The 17,261-nt window shown below is 62.7% G+C and carries 18 protein-coding genes and 1 pseudogene; 3 read left to right on the top strand and 16 right to left on the bottom strand.

The features are described from left to right. Positions 1-33 precede the first annotated feature (33 nt). Positions 34-921 carry an AraC family transcriptional regulator gene (locus NKJ04_RS20350; RefSeq protein WP_352677212.1) on the bottom strand — a complete coding sequence of 296 codons (888 nt, stop codon included), beginning with the start codon at positions 919-921 and terminating at the stop codon, positions 34-36. Positions 922-1,199: 278 nt separating this feature from the next. Here NKJ04_RS20350 and NKJ04_RS20345 point away from each other — a divergent pair. After that, positions 1,200-2,194 (top strand): annotated as a pseudogene (locus NKJ04_RS20345) (class I SAM-dependent methyltransferase). A gap of 10 nt (positions 2,195-2,204) precedes the next feature. Continuing rightward, positions 2,205-3,128, top strand: a complete 924-nt coding sequence (locus NKJ04_RS20335) for a LysR family transcriptional regulator (protein WP_352677209.1) — start codon at positions 2,205-2,207, stop codon at positions 3,126-3,128. A gap of 55 nt (positions 3,129-3,183) precedes the next feature. On the opposite strand, the gene NKJ04_RS20330 is transcribed toward NKJ04_RS20335, so the two are convergent. From NKJ04_RS20330 to trbB, 11 genes are read right to left on the bottom strand one after another with little or no spacing between them, the layout of a single operon-like run. Continuing rightward, entirely contained in the window at positions 3,184-3,408 is a 225-nt protein-coding gene (locus NKJ04_RS20330) for a DUF2274 domain-containing protein (protein WP_352677208.1), read from the bottom strand. A 1-nt stretch (position 3,409) separates the two neighbouring features. Beyond that, positions 3,410-4,654 carry a TraB/TrbI/VirB10 family type IV secretion system protein gene (locus tag NKJ04_RS20325; RefSeq protein WP_352677207.1) on the bottom strand — a complete coding sequence of 415 codons (1,245 nt, stop codon included), beginning with the start codon at positions 4,652-4,654 and terminating at the stop codon, positions 3,410-3,412. Then, a complete protein-coding gene (trbG, locus tag NKJ04_RS20320) occupies positions 4,651-5,790 on the bottom strand; it encodes a P-type conjugative transfer protein TrbG (protein WP_352677206.1) in 1,140 nt (379 codons plus the stop codon). The genes NKJ04_RS20325 and trbG overlap by 4 nt, the downstream gene beginning before the upstream one ends. Beyond that, the gene (gene trbF / locus NKJ04_RS20315; RefSeq protein WP_352677205.1) at positions 5,787-6,470 is read right to left on the bottom strand and encodes a conjugal transfer protein TrbF; all 684 of its coding nucleotides are present in this window, start codon (positions 6,468-6,470) and stop codon (positions 5,787-5,789) included. The genes trbG and trbF overlap by 4 nt, the downstream gene beginning before the upstream one ends. A gap of 2 nt (positions 6,471-6,472) precedes the next feature. After that, entirely contained in the window at positions 6,473-7,834 is a 1,362-nt protein-coding gene (gene trbL, locus NKJ04_RS20310) for a P-type conjugative transfer protein TrbL (protein WP_352677204.1), read from the bottom strand. 1 nt (position 7,835) lies between these two features. Further along, on the bottom strand, positions 7,836-8,231 hold the full coding sequence (gene trbK-alt, locus NKJ04_RS20305) for a putative entry exclusion protein TrbK-alt (RefSeq protein WP_352677203.1): 396 nt from the start codon (positions 8,229-8,231) through the stop codon (positions 7,836-7,838). 10 nt (positions 8,232-8,241) lie between these two features. Next, complete coding sequence (gene trbJ / locus NKJ04_RS20300; protein WP_352677202.1) at positions 8,242-9,000, bottom strand: P-type conjugative transfer protein TrbJ; 759 nt, start codon at positions 8,998-9,000, stop codon at positions 8,242-8,244. Further along, a complete protein-coding gene (gene trbE / locus NKJ04_RS20295) occupies positions 8,997-11,450 on the bottom strand; it encodes a conjugal transfer protein TrbE (RefSeq protein WP_352677265.1) in 2,454 nt (817 codons plus the stop codon). Before trbE ends, trbJ begins: the two co-directional genes overlap by 4 nt. A 14-nt stretch (positions 11,451-11,464) precedes the next feature. Further along, positions 11,465-11,731, bottom strand: a complete 267-nt coding sequence (locus NKJ04_RS20290) for a VirB3 family type IV secretion system protein (RefSeq protein WP_352639700.1) — start codon at positions 11,729-11,731, stop codon at positions 11,465-11,467. Between the two features lie 29 nt (positions 11,732-11,760). Next, a complete protein-coding gene (locus NKJ04_RS20285) occupies positions 11,761-12,093 on the bottom strand; it encodes a TrbC/VirB2 family type IV secretion system protein (RefSeq protein ID WP_352677201.1) in 333 nt (110 codons plus the stop codon). Further along, complete coding sequence (gene trbB / locus NKJ04_RS20280) at positions 12,090-13,106, bottom strand: P-type conjugative transfer ATPase TrbB (RefSeq protein WP_352677200.1); 1,017 nt, start codon at positions 13,104-13,106, stop codon at positions 12,090-12,092. The genes NKJ04_RS20285 and trbB overlap by 4 nt, the downstream gene beginning before the upstream one ends. Before the next feature lie 346 nt (positions 13,107-13,452). Here trbB and NKJ04_RS20275 point away from each other — a divergent pair, with 346 nt between their 5' ends. Further along, positions 13,453-13,581: a hypothetical protein gene (locus NKJ04_RS20275; protein ID WP_352677199.1), complete on the top strand. Its 129-nt coding sequence runs from the start codon at positions 13,453-13,455 to the stop codon at positions 13,579-13,581. Between the two features lie 204 nt (positions 13,582-13,785). Here the strand turns inward: NKJ04_RS20275 and NKJ04_RS20270 are convergent, their stop codons facing one another. The 4 genes from NKJ04_RS20270 to NKJ04_RS20255 all read right to left on the bottom strand — a co-directional run bounded on the left by NKJ04_RS20270 (position 13,786) and on the right by NKJ04_RS20255 (position 17,259). Next, entirely contained in the window at positions 13,786-14,103 is a 318-nt protein-coding gene (locus tag NKJ04_RS20270) for a helix-turn-helix domain-containing protein (protein ID WP_023685975.1), read from the bottom strand. Next, positions 14,100-14,447 carry a type II toxin-antitoxin system RelE/ParE family toxin gene (locus NKJ04_RS20265; protein WP_352677264.1) on the bottom strand — a complete coding sequence of 116 codons (348 nt, stop codon included), beginning with the start codon at positions 14,445-14,447 and terminating at the stop codon, positions 14,100-14,102. Before NKJ04_RS20265 ends, NKJ04_RS20270 begins: the two co-directional genes overlap by 4 nt. 363 nt (positions 14,448-14,810) lie before the next feature. Then, complete coding sequence (locus tag NKJ04_RS20260; RefSeq protein WP_352677198.1) at positions 14,811-15,266, bottom strand: CopG family transcriptional regulator; 456 nt, start codon at positions 15,264-15,266, stop codon at positions 14,811-14,813. Positions 15,267-15,273: 7 nt separating this feature from the next. After that, the gene (locus NKJ04_RS20255) at positions 15,274-17,259 is read right to left on the bottom strand and encodes a conjugal transfer protein TraG (RefSeq protein ID WP_352677197.1); all 1,986 of its coding nucleotides are present in this window, start codon (positions 17,257-17,259) and stop codon (positions 15,274-15,276) included. Between the last annotated feature and the right edge of the window lie 2 nt (positions 17,260-17,261).

Raw genomic sequence — 17,261 nt, 5'->3', positions numbered from 1 at the left:
TCCGATACTTGCTGAGAACCGACAACCGGCGACCTAGAGCCTGCACTTACGACGAAATTCCGTGGGACCCGCGCCGAAAGCCCGCTTAAAGGCGGTCGTGAAATGGCTCGAGCTGCCGAAACCACATTCCATCGCGATTTCCGTCGCCGACAGATTGGTCGATCGCAGCATGTCCGCGGACTGCTCCAACCGTCGCTTCGCAATGAATGCGTGCGGCGTCATGCCTGTCGACTGCTTGAAGGCCCTCCAGAAATGGAATCGGCTAACCCCAATTTCTTTTGCCAGATCGGCGAGCGTAGGTCTGCCGTCCGACAACGCCTCGATCATTCCCACCGAGCGCTTGAGATCGAACGACGACAAACCGCCTTTTGCCGGGTCCTGATGGAAGCCGTTCAACCTGAACATTTGCCCGAGCAATTGCGTGGCCTGGCATTCCACCATCGTTGCGCTAATGGGGTCAGGCTGCTTGAGCTCTAAGGCAATTCTCTGCAACGCCAACTCTACAGTGCCGTCCCGAAATCCGATCGAAGGCGGCAGCACCGCCGGGCGATGGCGAGCCATTCCCGCAAACACATCGTCGGCGAACCCTTTTTCAATCGAGACCAGGAGGTAGGAAGCGGTCGCGTCTCCCTCGTCCCACCCATTCCAATCACTGCCGGCCGGCATGAAGATGATCGAACCGGCCCGGCGCGGCAAAAAGGCAATCCGGCGCCCATCCACAATGTCTTCTCCGCGGGACGCCGTGCCCTTCAGGTTCATCAAGAACACATGGTTTGGCTGGAGGAGTCTTGTCTCCTGGCGCTCAAGCCCGGTTCTTTTGACTACGTCCGCCCGCACGCTCCCCCAACTCTCATACTTGTGCGCAAGGGACTGGTGCCGTGAACGGCGATTCTCGGTCGGGTCGAGGGCAAGAGTATTCACGTATCGACAGCCTCCTTACTGGCGAATGGCCAGTCGTCGCATGATGTGGCGAACCATGGGTTGCTGAACAACACGCAAATAACTCTGGATTGGTAGAAGATGTGACTTTAGCGAAAAAATGGCAAACGAGTGAAAGCCGCCTGTATCCGGCAGGCCTACCAGTTGCCCCAGCCAATACTTGAGCCCGGCGAAATATCAGACCCCACTTATTTTAGTGGAATTTCCCCCATCGACGTATCGGCATCTCACCAATGGAACGGTGCTGGAGGCATACTGCGATGCGTGGACTCGACGACTTTCTGGCTGAGTGCGACCATGGCCCACGGATCAACGGACTAGCTGGCTTTTTCGCCGCGACCGCCGCTGGCAAGAGCGGGATGCCAATCCGCAAGCCCGTCGCGGACGCCCGCCTTCTGCCGAGCGATGAACTGCTGCGCGGCCTGGTTGCCCTGCACGCGGCCCGCCAAGGTTTTTTTGACCAGCACTATCACGGCAGCATTCCTTACAGATTGGAAGAGGAGTGCCGGATGGCCTACGCAGTGCTGAAATACGCACGGCAGCGTGGCGCTCCGCTTGCGCTATACAGCCTTGGAACAGCGGAAGGCACGATGGCAAGAACTTTGTCGGAACTGTCCGATGGACAGGTACGCTCACTGTCGTGCAGCCCGAACGCGGAGAATTACAAATGCTTCATGGCCTATGGCGAGCCGCCGCACGCCGACTTCTTCATCGGCCCCTTCCACAAATTGACCAAGGACGTCCTGGGCTCGGATCCGCGACTGGCAAATTTCGCTCCCGGGTTCGATATTATTCTCGAAGATACGACCTTCCAGATGTACTCGCCCAACAGAGCAAGCCAGATCGAGTTCGTGACCCAGCACCTCAAGCAGGACGGTATCTTCGTCTTCGTCGAGAAGTTCCGGCAACCGAGGAGCCGGACTACAGACGTCGCGAATACCAGAAGGATTTTGGCTTCAAGGCGCGCTATTTTCCCCCAGACGAAATCGAGAAAAAGCAGACCCTCGTTCTGGACACGATGTTCGGCAATGAGGTGACTTTGGCGGAGATGGCTCACGCAATACGCGCGCATTTCAGCTACTGCGCCCTGACGTGGAACAGCGGAAACTTCTGTAGCCTCGCGGCGAGCAATAGCGAGGAAAACCTGAACCGGTACCTTTCCCAGATGGCAACTCCGGCCATTCCGCTCGAGTACGTCTACGAAACCAGCTTGTATCCAACCCTGCCGCCTAGCGTCGCCGCCGCGCAGGAATAGGCCCTGAGCCTTGAGACAGGTCAACAACACGTTGCGCCGTTTGGACCATGTCTTCGCAGCTGTCGACCATGGTAGCCTCAGGCAGGCCGCAAGAGTTCTCAGAGTGAGGGAATCCTGTGTCAGCCGCAACATCGTTGCTCTCGAACAATTGCTGGACGTGCAGTTGTTTGATCGTGACGTCCATGGTGTTCGGCTGACCGAAGCAGGCCGGGCCTGGACTGACCTCGTCCGGGCTCATTATGAAGGCTTGCACGATGCCCTGGCCGGAGGTGGTCGCGTCGACCATGATGCCAAAACAGTCAAGGTAGGGTTGTGCGGCCAGATGGGTCGGGCGTTCGTGGCGCGGCTTGTCGATCGATTTCGCAGCTTACATCCGGACGTGAGCGTCGCCATCGAGGACGTTCCCCATGAACAGTGTCTGGCGGCAATACGTCGCCGGCGCCTTGACATCGTCTTCACGCACGGGCTCGAGAATGGCGCCTTGTGCCGCAGCGAGCTATTTGGGCACGAGCGCTTGTTCGTTCTCTTGCCGGGTGACCATCCGCTCGCTGAAAGGCCGGCAATCAGATGGAGGGATCTTGCAGATACTTGTCTGCTGGTTTCGGTCGGATCGCCGCAGGATCCTGTTTTGCTGGAAAAGATTGCCGCAGATGGTGGCCCCGCTATTCAAACATGTCGCGCGAGCGAAGCGACGGTCATCCTCAAGGTGCAACTCGGTCAAGGCGTTACCCTGGCGGGCGAAGGTTTTGCCAGGACCGTCGCCATCGACGCTACAATGTGGAAACCCATCGACGGTGAGAACAGCATCAGTTCGATCAAGGCGGTGTGGCTGGAATCGAACCCAAAGCGTGCGCTTCTGCGGCTGGTTGGGACCGCAAGAAACCTTGTGGCCGCAACGCGACCCGGGCATTCCCCCGTCAAGCGCGAAAATTGAAATCACTCCATGAACGGGGGGCGACTGACCCGGTTCGACTTAAGTCGTCCGGCCTTCAACCACCCTCCGAGCGCTTTGCCCTGGCGAAGCCTCGATCCGTCGCAATGAACCGCTCCAACATTGCAACGATGAGGCGCGGCGGATCGGCTTGCCGTTGCCCCGCTTCGCGACCGAGGATCTCGGCATAGGCGGTCAGATCGCGGTGCAGTGCCGCTGGGAGTTCCACCATGACCTTGACGGGTTTGTCGTCGGCAATTGGCCCCAGTTTCAGCTTGGCCATTTCAGCCTCCATAAGGTTCAAGCACGAGATCGCGCGTGACGATGACGCGCACCGGGTATCCCGGTCGGATGGTGAGTGTCGGCGCTATGTTGAGCTGCCGCTGGACGATCTGCTGGCCGGTCTGGCTGATGCTGTCCGAGGCGCCCTCGCGAAGAGCGCGCATGATGTCGCTCTCCTGGCCCGATGAGCCGGCTTGCGCCCCGATGCTCAGAACCGCGGAAAGTGCTGCAGCCTTGAAGAGCTCGCCCCAATGATAGTCGACGCCGTCCTCGAGGCCAGCATAGCCCTCGGCGTCCGCGCCAGGCTCACGTTCCAGAACGATGGAGCGGCCGTTAGGAAAAATCAGCCTGGTCCAGACCAGCAACACGCGACGCTGGCCGAAGCCGACACCATTGTCATACTGGCCGATGAGGCGCGTCCCCTGCGGAATGAGAAGGATGTGGCCGGTGGGGCTGTCATAGACATTCTCTGTCACCTGCGCGGTAATCTGACCCGGCAGGTCGGAGCGAATGCCCGTGATGAGGGCGGCTGCAATGACGGCGCCCGCCTGCAGGACGTTTTTCGACGCCGGCGCCGCTACGCGATCAGGCGAGACGGTGCGCTTGTCCGGCGGCTGATCGAGGAACGCGCGCTGCTGGTCCTGCGCCGACGGCGTCGCAGGCTGCGGCGCAAGGCCAAGGCTGGAAAGGTCGGGCTGTGGCGGGGTGCTTGTTGTAGACTGAACGGCCGTCGCCTCACCCGCAGGCCGCGTTTGCGTGGACGCGAACAGACGCGCGGTCCTCGCCGCTTCCAGTTCCTGCTCCCGGCGCTGCTCCTCCGGGTCCGGTCCAACGGGTCCGGTCGCTGGCGCTGGGCCGCCATTCCGCGCGTTGAGGATCGGGCGGCCGAGATCGCCAGGAAGCGGTGGGCCAAGCTTTGGGACGCCCGCATAGTCCTTTGGCAGGCCGGCAAGCCCATCGGGCGTCGAACGATTGTCGGTTGAATAGAGCTCCTGACCCTGGCCTTGCTGACGGTTCTGCAGCGCATAAATCAGCGCGCCGCCGACAGTCAGGCTTGTGGCGAGGCCCAGTGCGGCCAGCGCCCTGCGGGACAAACGTGTTACGCGCGGCGGCTCGGCGCGCAGTCGCATGGCCGCAGCCGGCTCGCCTGTCAACGGACGGGCGTGATCTTCGGCTGGCCACACCCTTTCTGCGTCATCTATTGGCCCCCGGCCTTCTTCCTTCCCGGGATCCATTTTGTCGCTCATGATGACGACCCTCCCCTGTCTGTTCGGAGGTACGTCGCTGGCGGGGTCTCACTAGGGCCACGCATCCAGGAAAATCGAGTGCTCCTTACCCCATCGGTGCGGGAGATGCGGATACGCTGCTGGTTCTTGCCGGCGCCGAAGCGCAACTCGGCGGCGGCAAACAGCCGGTCGACGATCATGTAGTTGCCGCGCACGCGATAGTTGACCAGCTCGGACGTGTCGCCTTCTGGCCCAACCACGAAGAGTGGCGGCATCTCGCCCTGGCCGATGCCCCGCGGGAACTCGATGAACACCTGCTTGCCATCGTCGAAGGCGCGCAGCGGCCGCCACGGTGCGCGATCGCCAGTCACCTCGTAACGGAAATTGACGCGAGAAAGATCGATGCCCGTCGAGACCGGCTGCGCAGCTTCAGCCTGTTGGTTCTGGCGGCGCAAGGCGATGAGCTGGTCCTGCGGGTATTGCCAGGAAACCGATGCCATATAGGTCGACGGTGTTGACCGCAGTTCCATGTGATAGGTGCGCCGATCGGTATTGATGACGAGATTGGTGAGAAGGTCGGCGCGCGTCGGCTTGACGAGGATATGGACTTGCTTGGCCCCGCCCGTACCGCTCTCGGTATCGCCGATGATCCAGCGCACGGTGTCACCGGCGGCGACGGGACCGGAGCCGACGAGCTGCTCGCCGGGCTGGAGCGCGATGTCGGTGATCTGCCCCGGCGAGGCATAGACCTGATAGAGCGCGCCATCGACAAACGGATAGACCTGCATCGAGTTGATGAAGCCGTTGCGGACAGGCTGGACGCGCGCTGCTGCGTTGGCCAGGTTCACGCGCGCGGTCGGATCGGTCGGTTCCGGCTCGGGCTTTGTGTCCTTGCCGACCGGCTTCAACTGGCCTGGAAGCGGCAGCGGCTTGGACAGCTCCACCACCTTGACGGGCGGGGGCGGATCGACGGCCTGCACGGCCGGGATCGGATCGTCATAGGAAATCTCCGGCGGTTTCTGCCTGGTGGCACAGCCCGCAAGCGCCGATGTCAAAAGCAGAAGTGCTGGAAAGGCTGTCTTACGGATCGCCGGCATTGCGTAAATGACGAAAGCCGGACACCGCCGGGGGGCGGTATTGCAGGATGCGGGCGTCATTGTCCAAGCTCCTTCGACCAATTGATGGCGTTGATGTAAATGCCGAGCGGGTTCTTCCTCAGCGCGTCGGCGTCGCGCGGGGGCTGCACGACAATGGTGAGAATGGCGGACCAGCGCTCGGTTGAAGCGAGGGAACCGTCCTGATAGCGGCGTTCGACCCAGGCGATTCGGAAGCTCACCGGCGATGCGCGGATGACCGACGACACGTCGACGGCGACCTGCTGCTTGCCGACCTTGGTGAACGGGTCATTGGCGCGCGCATAGTCGTTGAGAGCCAGCGCCCCGCCCTGCGTCGTGAAGTCGTAGGCGCGCAGCCAGTTCTGCCGCACGATGACCGGATCGGCGGGAATCGACCTCACCTGTTCGATGAAGTGCGCCAGGTAGAAGGCGATCTGCGGATCGTTCGGCTGATAGTCGCCGATCGCGGGTCCCACAGCCTGCGCCTGGCCGAGACGATCGACCTGCACCACCCAGGGCACGATCGAACCATTGGCGGACTGCCAGATGAGTGCTGTGGAGACCCCCGCGGCGAGCGCCAGGGAACCGAAGGCCATGGCGCGCCAATTGCGCGCCTGCACGCGAGCCGAACCGATGCGCTCGTCCCAGACCTGGGCAGCGCGTTGGTAGGGCGTCTCTGGTTGTGGGGATTTGCCGTAGTGCGTGGACGGTCGTTTGAACATGCTCAGTCTCTTTCAGAGAGGTTGATTGAGGAGCCGCCGCCATGGCTGTCGCCACTGCGAACGGCGTGGGCGGCGGCCTGGACGCCATGGGTCATCTGTTGCGAGCGCTTCATGCGCTTCGCCCAGGCGGGCTGACTTTCGGTGGCGGAGGACGGGACGGGCGCGGAGCCGGCTTCGCCAGCGTTCGCGCCGATCGTGCCGGCGGTGGAGGATCCGCCCGTCGTCTCGAAGGCAGCGCGAGCGCCGGACTGGTAGCTCTGCCTCATGCTGGCTGCCGCATGGTTGGCGGTGCGCTTCAGCGGTGAGATGGCACCCTGGGCACCGGCGCTGATGACACCACCAAGCCCGGATGCGACGCCGGGAAAGCCTGACTGTCCGGCGGCGCCAAGGCCGTAGGCTGTGGATGCCCTGCCCGCGGTTGCGGCGCCACCACGAGCTGCTGCTGCAGCACCGCCGCTGACAGCGGCGCCGCCGGAAGCGACTGCGCCGGCGGCCGCCGCACCCACTGCTGCCATGCCGCCAGCGGCGAGCCCGGTGCCGACCGCCGCGCCCGCGCCGAGCTGCGGGCCGCCGGAGACGAGACCGTTGGCAATGCCCGGCCCAAAGATCCCAAGGCCGAGCAGCGACAGCGCGGCCAGCACGATCGCCATGGCGTCGTCGATCGACGGCGTGTTGCCGCTGAAGCCTGCGGTGAACTCGGAGAAGAGTGTCGAGCCGATGCCGATGATGACCGCGAGCACGAGCACCTTGATGCCGGACGAGATGACGTTGCCGAGGACGCGCTCGGCCATGAAGGCCGATTTGCCGAACAGACCGAAGGGTATCAGCACGAAACCGGCGAGCGTCGTCAGCTTGAACTCGATCAGGGTGACGAAAAGCTGGATTGCCAGGATGAAGAAGGCCAGCAGCACCAGGGCCCAGGCAAAAAACATGCAGGCGATCTGGATGAAGTTCTCGAAGAAGGACCAATAGCCCATCAGGTTCGAGATCGAGTCCAGCAACGGCCGGCCGGCATCGAGCCCGGTCTGCGCCACCTTGCCCGGGCTCATGAGATCGTTGACGGTAAACCCCGTTCCCGAGGCCTTCAGGCCAAGCCCGGCGAAGCTTTCGAAGACGATGCGAGCGAGATTGTTCCAGTTGGAGATGAGATAGGCGAAGACGCCGACGAACAGCGTCTTCTTGACGAGGCGCGCCATGATGTCGTCGTCCGCCCCCCAGGACCAGAAGAGCGCCGCCAGCGTCACGTCTATGACGATCAGGGTCGTGGCGATGAAGCCGACTTCGCCGCCGAGCAAGCCGAAGCCGCTGTCGATGTAACGCGTGAAGACTTCGAGGAAATGGTCGATGACGCCCATGCCGCCCATGTCAGCGCGCCTCCGGCCGGGGTGGCTCAACCTGCATCTCAGGAGCGGTCACATCCGTCCGCTCCCCTTCTTTCCGGTTGGCTGGCGCCGCTACATTCGGAAAAAGCGTTGTCGGCGCTACCGGAGCAGGCGCGGTTGCCGAGTCACGTTGACCGAGAAACCGGCGCCGGCTGGCTGCCCATGCTTTCAGACAGCCGGGATCGCGAGGTCCGGCCTCGCCGATCCCGGAACAGCGGCGCAATTCGGCCGCGAGTGGGTCTTGTGGCGCGATGGAACGGTCCCGCGTCGCAACGGCGTCAGGCTCATCGTCCTTGCTGCTCATCTCGATTGCGGTCACTGTTAAAGCGACCGCGATCAAGACGACCGCGCCGAGGCGAGCGAGGATCTTCCCGTCCATCGCGCGGACCTTAGTTCTTGCCATGGAACATCTGCGCACTGCCGGGCTGGTAGCCCGAGCCCTGCGTCAGGAAACGGCGGCGCTGCTCCCTGCCCTGCTCGGCGGCGGTGGCCTGTTCGGCCGATTGCAACGCCTGCGCCCGACCGTTCGCGGCGACGACAGCGGTGAGATCGGCGAGTTGCTGCGCCTGAAGTGCGAGGAGCTGGTTGCCGGCCTGCGTTGCCTGGAGCGCGCCGGTCGCACCTTGGCTCTGGCCGACCAGCTCCGACATCTCACTGCGATTGGTGTCGATGTTGCCGACGACGCCCGCCTGCACACGCATGGCGTCCTGAAAGCCACCAACCGTGTTGCCCCAGCGCGAGCGCGCGTCGGCGATGAGTTGCTGATCCGAGGCCGACAGCGAGACGTTGCCGTATTTCTGCTGGAAGGCCTGATCGATCTGCTGGACGTCATAGGCAACGTTCTGCGCTTGACCGAGCAATTGCTGCGTACGCTGCACGGACTGATGGAGCTGTTGCAGCGAGGAGAATGGCAGGCTTGCGAGATTGCGCGCCTGGTTGATGAGCATCTGTGCTTGGTTCTGAAGCGAGGTGATCTGGTTGGTGATCTGCTCGAGTGAGCGCGCTGCCGTCAGGACGTTCTGCGAATAGTTCGAGGGATCGAAAACGATCAAGGCCTGTGCCGGTGTCGTCAGGAAGGGCGAGAATGCGGCGGGCGCGACAAGCAGTGCGGCGGCGAACCGCATGCCAAGGGAACGGCGCTGTTTCATGGGGACTTCTCCTTGTTGGTGAGGGCGGGGCTGGTTAGGGCGGGAACGAGTTCAGCGGCCCAGCCGACGCCACGGTGGCTAAGCCAGGCAGCGAGGAAACCGTCGCGGCCATGCTCGGCGACGATGCTGGAGATCGCGGTCTGGTCCGTCTTTGCGGATACAGCGCAAAGCGCGAGTGCCACATCCGACAGACCGAGCTCGAACAGCCGGTTGCCGCGACGGGACTGGCAGTAATAATCGCGCTTCGGCATCGCCCGCGCGATAATCTCGATCTGCCGATCGTTGAGGCCGAAGCGGCGATAGATCGCCGTGATCTGCGGCTCGATGGCGCGCTCGTTCGGCAGCAGAAGCCGGGTCTGGCAGCTCTCGATGATCGCTGGCGCGATTGCCGAACCATCGATGTCGCTGAGCGACTGCGTGGCGAAGATGACGCTGGCGTTCTTCTTGCGCAGCGTCTTCAGCCATTCGCGGAGCTGTCCGGCAAAGCCCTCATCGTCCAGCGCAAGCCAGCCTTCGTCGATGATGAGGAGGGTTGGCGAGCCATCGAGCCGGTCCTCGATGCGATGGAAGAGATAGGACAGGACCGCGGGCGCAGCACCCGTTCCGATCAGCCCTTCGGTTTCGAATGCCTGGACCGACGCCGATCCGAGATGTTCGCGCTCGGCATCGAGTAACCGGCCGTAGGGACCCCCGACGCAATAGGGGCGCAATGCCTGCTTGAGATCATTTGATTGCAGCAGCACGACCAGACCGGTGATGGTGCGCTCCTCGACAGGCGCGGACGCCAGTGAGGTCAACGCCGTCCAGATATGCTCCTTGATCTCAGGCGTGATCGTCAAACCCTCGCGCCTCAGGATCGCCACGATCCAGTCGGCAGCCCAGGCGCGCTCGGGGACATTGTGTATGCGGGCGAACGGCTGAAGGCTGACGCTGTCGATCGCCCCATCGCTGAGATCGCCGCCGAGATCATGCCAGTCGCCGCCCATGGCGAGTGCGGCCGCGCGGATCGAACCGCCGAAATCGAAGGCGAAAACCTGCGATCCTGGATAGCGGCGGAACTGCAGCGCCATCAGCGCCAAGAGCACGGACTTGCCCGCGCCGGTCGGGCCGACGATCAGCGTATGGCCGACGTCACCGACGTGAAGCGAAAGCCGGAACGGGGTCGAGCCTTCGGTCTTGCCGAAGAGCAGAGGGGGCGCTGCAAAATGCTCGTCCCGTTCCGGCCCCGCCCACACCGCGGAAAGCGGAATGATGTGGGCGAGATTAAGCGTGGAGATGGGAGGTTGACGGACGTTGGCGTAGACATGACCCGGCAGGCTGCCGAGCCACGCGTCGACGGCGTTGATGGTTTCGATGATCGCCGTGAAATCGCGGCCCTGAATGACCTTTTCGACCCGGCGCAGTTTTTCGTCGGCGATGCCGGGATCATCGTCCCACACCGTCACCGTCGCGGTGACATAGGCCATGCCGGCGTAGTCGGCGCCGAGTTCCTGCAGCGCCATGTCGGCATCGGCGGCCTTGTTTGCGGCGTCGGTGTCGACGAGGACGGACGCCTCGTTGGTCATCACCTCCTTGAGGATCGCCGCGACCGATTTGCGCTTGGCGAACCATTGACGCCGGATCCTTGTCAGCAGCCTGGTCGCATCGGTCTTGTCCAGCAGGATGGCGCGGGTCGACCAGCGATACGGGAAGGCCAGCCGGTTCAGTTCGTCCAGCAGACCCGGCGTGGTCGCAGTCGGGAACCCCGTGACCGTGAGAATGCGCAGATGCGACGCGCCAAGCCGCGGCTCTAGCCCGCCGGTCAGCGGCTGATCGGCCAACATGGCATCGAGATACATCGGCGTTTCGGGAACGCGGACACGGTGGCGATTGGTCGAGACGCAACTATGCAGATAGGTCAGCGTCTCGGCGTCATCGAGCCAGCGGCACTCCGGCATGAAGGCTTCGACAAGGCGCAGGACGCGGTCGCTGCGATCGGCGAACCCGGTCAGTACCTCATTGGGGTCCAGCCCCTTCTTCTCGCGCCCTTCGTAGAGCCAGCTTTCCGCGCGCGCAGTGTCTTCGGCGGGCGCAAGATAGGTGAGCGTCAGGAAGTAGCTGGACTCGAAATGCGCGCCGGCCTCCTCGAAGCCCGCCTTTCGCTCGGCATCGACCAGCGTGGAGGCTGCATCCGGAAAGCGGCTGTCGGGATAGCGGGTCGAGGCATGGCGCTGCGCTTCGACGAAGATCGCCCAACCGGAGCCGAGACGGCGGAAGGCATTGTTGAGCCGGCCGGCGACGGCGACCAGTTCGGCCGGAACGGCGCTGTCGAGATCAGGACCGCGAAAGCGCGCGGTGCGCTGGAAGCTGCCGTCCTTGTTGAGGACGACGCCGGCGCCGACCAATGCCACCCAAGGCAGGAAGTCGGCGAGCCGGCTGCTACGGTTGCGATATTCGGCAAGGTTCATCATCGGTGCGACCTCGCTCAAACAGTGAGATGCGCTGGGATGCGCAAATGCCGGCGAACGACGTCGACGAAAAGCGGATCGCGCTTGGCGGCCCAGACGGCGGCGACATGGCCGATCGCCCAGATGGCGATGCCGACGAGCCACAGACGCAGCCCCAGCCCCACGGCGCCCGCGAGCGTCCCGTTCATGATGGCGATGGCGCGCGGGGCGCCACCGAGCAGGATCGGCTCAGTCAGCGCCCGGTGCACGAGGACCGCATAACCCGGCACTGCGTAGTCCGGCATTGACCCGCTCTGTTCGACCGAGCCCGCCATCAGATCAGCGCTCCGCCGCCGAACGAGAAGAACGACAGGAAGAAGCTCGACGCAGCGAAAGCGATGGACAGGCCGAACACGATCTGGATGAGTCGGCGGAATCCGCCCGACGTGTCGCCGAAGGCGAGCGTCAGACCGGTGACGATGATGATGATCACCGCCATGATCTTGGCGACCGGGCCTTCGATCGACTGGAGGATCTGTTGCAGTGGCTGTTCCCACGGCATCGACGAACCGGAGGCATGAGCGGGCGCGGCCATCACCAGCGAAATCGTGGCAACGGAAACGGTCATGGCGAGACGATGGCGCGCGAGGCGCAGGCGTTGGATCATGGACTTTCTCCTTCAGGGCTTTGGAAAAGCAAGGTCGGGCTGTCGCCGCTCGCGAGGACGGCCGGCGCGACCCGGTAATCACCGTCCGGGCGCAGGCCATCGACACGGGCGAGTTCAGACAGCCGGCGCGCGGAGCCGCGGCCGGAAAGGACGGCAACCAGGTCGATTGTCTCGGCGATCAGCGCGCGTGGAACCGTGACGACGGCTTCCTGGATGAGCTGCTCCATCCGCCGGAGCGCGCCAATGGCGCTGCCGGCGTGGATCGTGCCGAGGCCGCCGGGGTGGCCGGTGCCCCAGGCCTTGAGCAACTCGAGCGCCTCGGTTCCGCGCACTTCGCCGACTGGAATGCGGTCGGGGCGCAGGCGCAGCGATGAACGAACGAGATCCGAGAGCGACGCGACGCCATCTTTGGTGCGCATCGCCACGAGATTGGGTGCGGCGCATTGCAGTTCGCGCGTATCCTCGATGATGACGATGCGATCAGCGGTCTTGGCCACTTCAGCGAGCAGCGCGTTGATCAGCGTGGTCTTGCCCGTGGATGTGCCGCCTGCAACGAGAATGTTCGCGCGGTTGGCAACGCCCTGGCGCAGCGTGTCCGCTTGGCACACCGACATAATCCCGGCCGCGACATAGTCCTCAAGGGTGAAGATGGCGACGGCGGGCTTACGGATCGCGAAGGCGGGCGCTGCGACAACAGGAGGAAGGAGCCCCTCGAAGCGCTCCCCCGTCTCGGGCAGCTCGGCCGAGACGCGTGGGGCGCCGGCATGGACTTCGGCGCCGACATGATGAGCGACGAGGCGGACGATGCGTTCGCCGTCCGCCGCCGACAAACGCTCTCCTGTGTCGGACAATCCCTCGGACAGGCGATCGATCCACAAACGCCCATCGGGATTGAGCATCACCTCGACGATGCCGGCGTCGTCGAGATAGCGCGCGATCGCGGGTCCGAGCGCTGTGCGCAACATGCGTGCGCCGCGAGCCAGACCTTCTGAATTGTGAGGCGAAGCTGCCATCCTGTCCCCGTTTCGATCCGGGGGAACATCGGCGGCCCCTGGACGGGGATGATTAAGAGAGCCGTATCTCGAGTGGTTTCAACACCTATGTCGAGGCGTAGTGGCGTAGCGTGCAAATACAGGAGATTGGCGGTGCCGACGTAAACGGCGCAAGGCGGCGATTATTAGTTCTGCTTTAGGTACGGCGATTATCTCTATGGTCCTCGACAGGCCGGGACCCGTAATCCACGTATTAGACTGCGCATATCACGCCGTACAAACGCGAATCCGCTGCGACAGCTAGGAGGGTTGCCCAGCGTCTCTTGATTTTGTACCGAACCCAAGATCGAAAACATGGAGCCTCATTATGGACGACTACCACAACGAAAAAGGCGCAAAGCCTGAAGACGTGCGCGCCTCGTTGAAGGGATGGGCTTGGTTTATTGCTCTGACGCTCGGGATCTTTGGCGCCACCTACGCTTGGATTGAGATCTAAACGCGCGCCTTGGGTCCGGGGCTTAGAGAGCCGACGGTGGCGCGCTGCAACACCGTCGATAGCTTCGAGTCGCTGCGAAGCCCAACTGCGAAATTGTCGCCGTAAGTCTGACGAAGGGTGTCCACCTTCGTGTTCCCGTGCTTTTCGCTAATCCTACCGTCCTGGTTGCGGTGGCGCCTTCCGCTCGCCGGCAAAGCCGTCTGATCAAGCGGCTTCAGCACGAGTTGACCGTCGAGTCTTGTGGCGAACCACCACGTCGACCTTGTAGTCGAGCCGGTCCAGACAGCGAACCAGCCTGTCTATTGAAAACTTACCCGTTCGCCCTGTGGCGATCGCGGAGACGTCGGGCTGCTTCATTCCGAGCAGTTCAGCCGACTTCGCCTGGGTCAGGCGCCGGCGCTTGATAATGGCGCGGATCTCGCGGGCCAGCTTGGCCTTGAGCAATTCCTCTTCGGGATTGTCGAAGCCGAGGTCCGCAAACACATTGCCGCTGCTCACTTCGGCGGTGATGTCTTCTGTCATGACTTTGTTCCTTTCCCATGGTTTTCGCGGTAGTGCGCCTCGGCCGCCTTCAATCGCACTGTCACGAGATCGATTTCGTGCTTGGGCGTCTCCCTGCCCTTCTTCGACTTCTTCTGGAAGCAATGAAGCACGTAGATCACACCAGCGAAACGGACGGTGTAGACGGCGCGGTAGGTATCTCCGTCGAAGTCGTCGACCACCTCAAGGATGCTGCGGCCCCCAAACCCTTTCAGGGCTTTGACAGCCGGGTGCTCCTCACCATTCTGGGCGTCGTTGATTGCGACACCCATCAACCGGCGAACATCGACCGGAAACTCGCGCAAGTCGTCCTTCGACGACCCCATCCATACCGTGGGCTTTTGGTTTCTCATTCGCCCTTTGCCTTATAGCATACAGACTATAATTTTCAACGAAAAATCCTGACACCGCCTAGCCACTGAAAATAACTGGTTCGGCTCAGACGGCTGTTTTTTCCAGGTGATCATAGAAGCTCATGAAGGGTGGTCCCTCATGTAATCACGGATCTTCAATTTTCGGATTTCGCGCCCAACATGGCTCCCGTATAAGCGACCCCACCCTGCGGCTGTCTGGTTCTCATCTGCCAAACTCGACGGGTTGGCAACGCGCGTTCTATGACAACATATCGTTCCAACGCTTTGATATATTTGATATATCGATGCTTGCAAAATTTCGGTCCGCCAGTCCATTTAGCGCGCGGGCGTGCCGGGCTGGTGTGTGTCCAGGCCGCCATCGATGTCCTCGGAGATTTCCTGTCGGAGCTTTGGACCTTTCGCCAGGCGCCGGCCGAGTGCGGTGACGAAGGCATCATAGCGCTCGCCAGCCTTGGCGTGGGCCGCCTGCGCCGCGGGCTCGGGCAAAGCCGGTGTTGTCGCCAGCCAGAAGCGGACGAAAACAGCGAGCGTCTCCACAGCAATCGCGACATCGCGCTCCTGGCGTGTCATACGGCGATCGAACTGGTCAAGCCGCTTGGTGATCGCCGCCTCCTGTCGCTCGGCGGCATCGGGTGAGAGGAACGAGTCGATGGCCGCCTCGGCAACGAGTGATCGTGAAAAATCTCTTCGCGCCGCGTGTTCGGCCAGCCTGCTCATGACCTTCGGATCGAGATAGACGGACAGGCGTTGTTTGCGGGGTGGCTTTACCATGGCAGCCTCACATATCCACGCCGTCGCCGGGGTCGAGCGACACCTGTCGCGCAATGCCCTGCATCAGGCGTGTCAATCGACGGTTGCGGGCAACATTGTCTTCGTCGGCTTCGTCGAGGTGATCGATCTCGAACTCGTTCTCGGTCGAAGACTTCACGACCTGCTCAACGCGACTGAGCTCGGGTTGCCGACGACGCTCGGAATCAGTTGTGTCGTCATCTGTGGCCGACGGCGCCGACGTTGCTTCAGCAATCTGCGGACGGGAAGGCAAAGGCAGTTTCGTCCAGTCGTCGGGCCTCCCCTCTTCCGCCGCCGTCAGCACCGGGGGCGGCAGGATACGCTCCCGGAAGCGAGCATCCTCATGATAGCGCGCCTTTTTGGCGCGGATCGGCGGCGCCCCCGAAACCATGACGATCTCGTCGGTGGACGGCAGTTGCATCACTTCACCAGGCGTGAGCAGCGGGCGAGCCGTCTCGGAGCGGGAGACCATGAGATGACCGAGCCAGGGCGACAGCCGGTGGCCAGCATAGTTCCTCATGGCCCTCATCTCGGTCGCTGTTCCCAGCGCGTCGGACACGCGCTTGGCGGTGCGCTCATCATTGGTGGCGAAGCTTACCCGGACGTGGCAGTTGTCGAGGATCGAGTTGTTGGCGCCGTACGCCCTCTCGATCTGATTGAGGGATTGAGCAATCAGGAAGCTTTTCAGGCCGTAGCCGGCCATGAAGGCGAGCGCCGACTCGAAGAAGTCGAGACGGCCAAGCGCCGGGAACTCGTCGAGCATCAGGAGCAGCCGGTGCCCTTGCGCCCTCACCTGCAGATCTTCAGTAAGGCGGCGACCGATCTGATTGAGGATCAGGCGAATAAGCGGCTTGGTCCGGTTGATGTCGGACGGCGGCACGACGAGGTAGAGTGTCGTTGGATGCTTGTCGTCGACAAGATCGGTGATGCGCCAGTCGCAGCGGCGGGTGACCTCGGCCACGACGGGATCGCGATAGAGGCCAAGGAAAGACATAGCGGTGGACAAAACCCCGGACCGCTCGTTGTCGGATTTGTTCAAGAGCTCCCGCGCGGCGCTGGCGATGACCGGATGCGGACCGGCTTCATCCAGATGCGCCGTTTTCATCATCGCGGACAGCGTCGATTCGATCGGACGCTTCGGATCGGAAAGAAAGCCGGCGACGCCGGCAAGCGTCTTGTCCTGCTCGGCGTAAAGGACATGCAAGATCGCGCCGACCAGCAGAGCATGGCTGGTTTTCTCCCAATGGTTTCGCCTCTCGAGCGAGCCTTCGGGATCGACCAGGATGTCGGCGATGTTTTGAACGTCACGGACTTCCCATTCGCCGCGGCGCACCTCGAGCAGCGGGTTGTAGGATGAGGATTTCGGATTGGTGGGATCGAACAACAGGACACGGCCATGCCTGGCGCGGAAGCCCGCGGTGAGCTGCCAGTTCTCGCCTTTGATGTCATGGACGACTGCGGAGTTTGGCCAGGTCAGCAGTGACGGGACGACAAGGCCGACGCCCTTGCCCGAACGTGTGGGCGCGAAGCACAGCACGTGCTCTGGTCCGTCGTGGCGCAGATAGGCGCCGTCATATCGCCCAAGCACCACTCCATCTGACCCAAGAAGCCCAGTTGCCTTGATTTCCTGCTTGTTGGCCCAGCGGGCCGAACCGTAGGTCTCGACCTTCTTGGCCTCGCGTGCCCGCCATACCGACATGCCTATGGCGACGGCGACGCAGGCGAAACCGCCGGAAGCCGCGATAAAGGCTCCCTCCACGAAGATCGACGGCGCGTAGGCATCGAAGCCATACCACCACCAGAAGAAGGACGGCGGAAGGTAAAAGGGAAAACCCAGGACATGGAACCATGGCCTGCCGAGCTCGGGCTGGAACGCCAGGCGCCAGGCCACCCATTGCGTCGCGCTCCAGGTGGTGATCAGCACAATCATCAAGACCGCGAGGATCTGGCCCCAGAGTATCTTGGTGGCGGACATAG

Origin of the sequence: Mesorhizobium sp. M0618 (genome assembly GCF_040320765.1) — a bacterium.
GTDB lineage: Bacteria > Pseudomonadota > Alphaproteobacteria > Rhizobiales > Rhizobiaceae > Mesorhizobium.
This window is presented reverse-complemented; position numbering and strand designations above follow the sequence as displayed.

What these genes read in the sequence shown, in the direction of transcription:
- NKJ04_RS20330 (WP_352677208.1), bottom strand. Translation starts at nt 3,408, where the DNA reads ATGGCCAAGCTGAAACTGGGGCCAATTGCCGACGACAAACCCGTCAAG.
- NKJ04_RS20325 (WP_352677207.1), bottom strand. Translation starts at nt 4,654, where the DNA reads ATGAGCGACAAAATGGATCCCGGGAAGGAAGAAGGCCGGGGGCCAATA.
- trbG (WP_352677206.1), bottom strand. Translation starts at nt 5,790, where the DNA reads ATGACGCCCGCATCCTGCAATACCGCCCCCCGGCGGTGTCCGGCTTTC.
- trbF (WP_352677205.1), bottom strand. Translation starts at nt 6,470, where the DNA reads ATGTTCAAACGACCGTCCACGCACTACGGCAAATCCCCACAACCAGAG.
- trbL (WP_352677204.1), bottom strand. Translation starts at nt 7,834, where the DNA reads ATGGGCGGCATGGGCGTCATCGACCATTTCCTCGAAGTCTTCACGCGT.
- trbK-alt (WP_352677203.1), bottom strand. Translation starts at nt 8,231, where the DNA reads ATGGACGGGAAGATCCTCGCTCGCCTCGGCGCGGTCGTCTTGATCGCG.
- trbJ (WP_352677202.1), bottom strand. Translation starts at nt 9,000, where the DNA reads ATGAAACAGCGCCGTTCCCTTGGCATGCGGTTCGCCGCCGCACTGCTT.
- trbE (WP_352677265.1), bottom strand. Translation starts at nt 11,450, where the DNA reads ATGATGAACCTTGCCGAATATCGCAACCGTAGCAGCCGGCTCGCCGAC.
- NKJ04_RS20290 (WP_352639700.1), bottom strand. Translation starts at nt 11,731, where the DNA reads ATGCCGGACTACGCAGTGCCGGGTTATGCGGTCCTCGTGCACCGGGCG.
- NKJ04_RS20285 (WP_352677201.1), bottom strand. Translation starts at nt 12,093, where the DNA reads ATGATCCAACGCCTGCGCCTCGCGCGCCATCGTCTCGCCATGACCGTT.
- trbB (WP_352677200.1), bottom strand. Translation starts at nt 13,106, where the DNA reads ATGGCAGCTTCGCCTCACAATTCAGAAGGTCTGGCTCGCGGCGCACGC.
- NKJ04_RS20275 (WP_352677199.1), top strand. Translation starts at nt 13,453, where the DNA reads ATGGACGACTACCACAACGAAAAAGGCGCAAAGCCTGAAGACGTGCGC.
- NKJ04_RS20270 (WP_023685975.1), bottom strand. Translation starts at nt 14,103, where the DNA reads ATGACAGAAGACATCACCGCCGAAGTGAGCAGCGGCAATGTGTTTGCG.
- NKJ04_RS20265 (WP_352677264.1), bottom strand. Translation starts at nt 14,447, where the DNA reads ATGGGGTCGTCGAAGGACGACTTGCGCGAGTTTCCGGTCGATGTTCGC.
- NKJ04_RS20260 (WP_352677198.1), bottom strand. Translation starts at nt 15,266, where the DNA reads ATGGTAAAGCCACCCCGCAAACAACGCCTGTCCGTCTATCTCGATCCG.
- NKJ04_RS20255 (WP_352677197.1), bottom strand. Translation starts at nt 17,259, where the DNA reads ATGTCCGCCACCAAGATACTCTGGGGCCAGATCCTCGCGGTCTTGATG.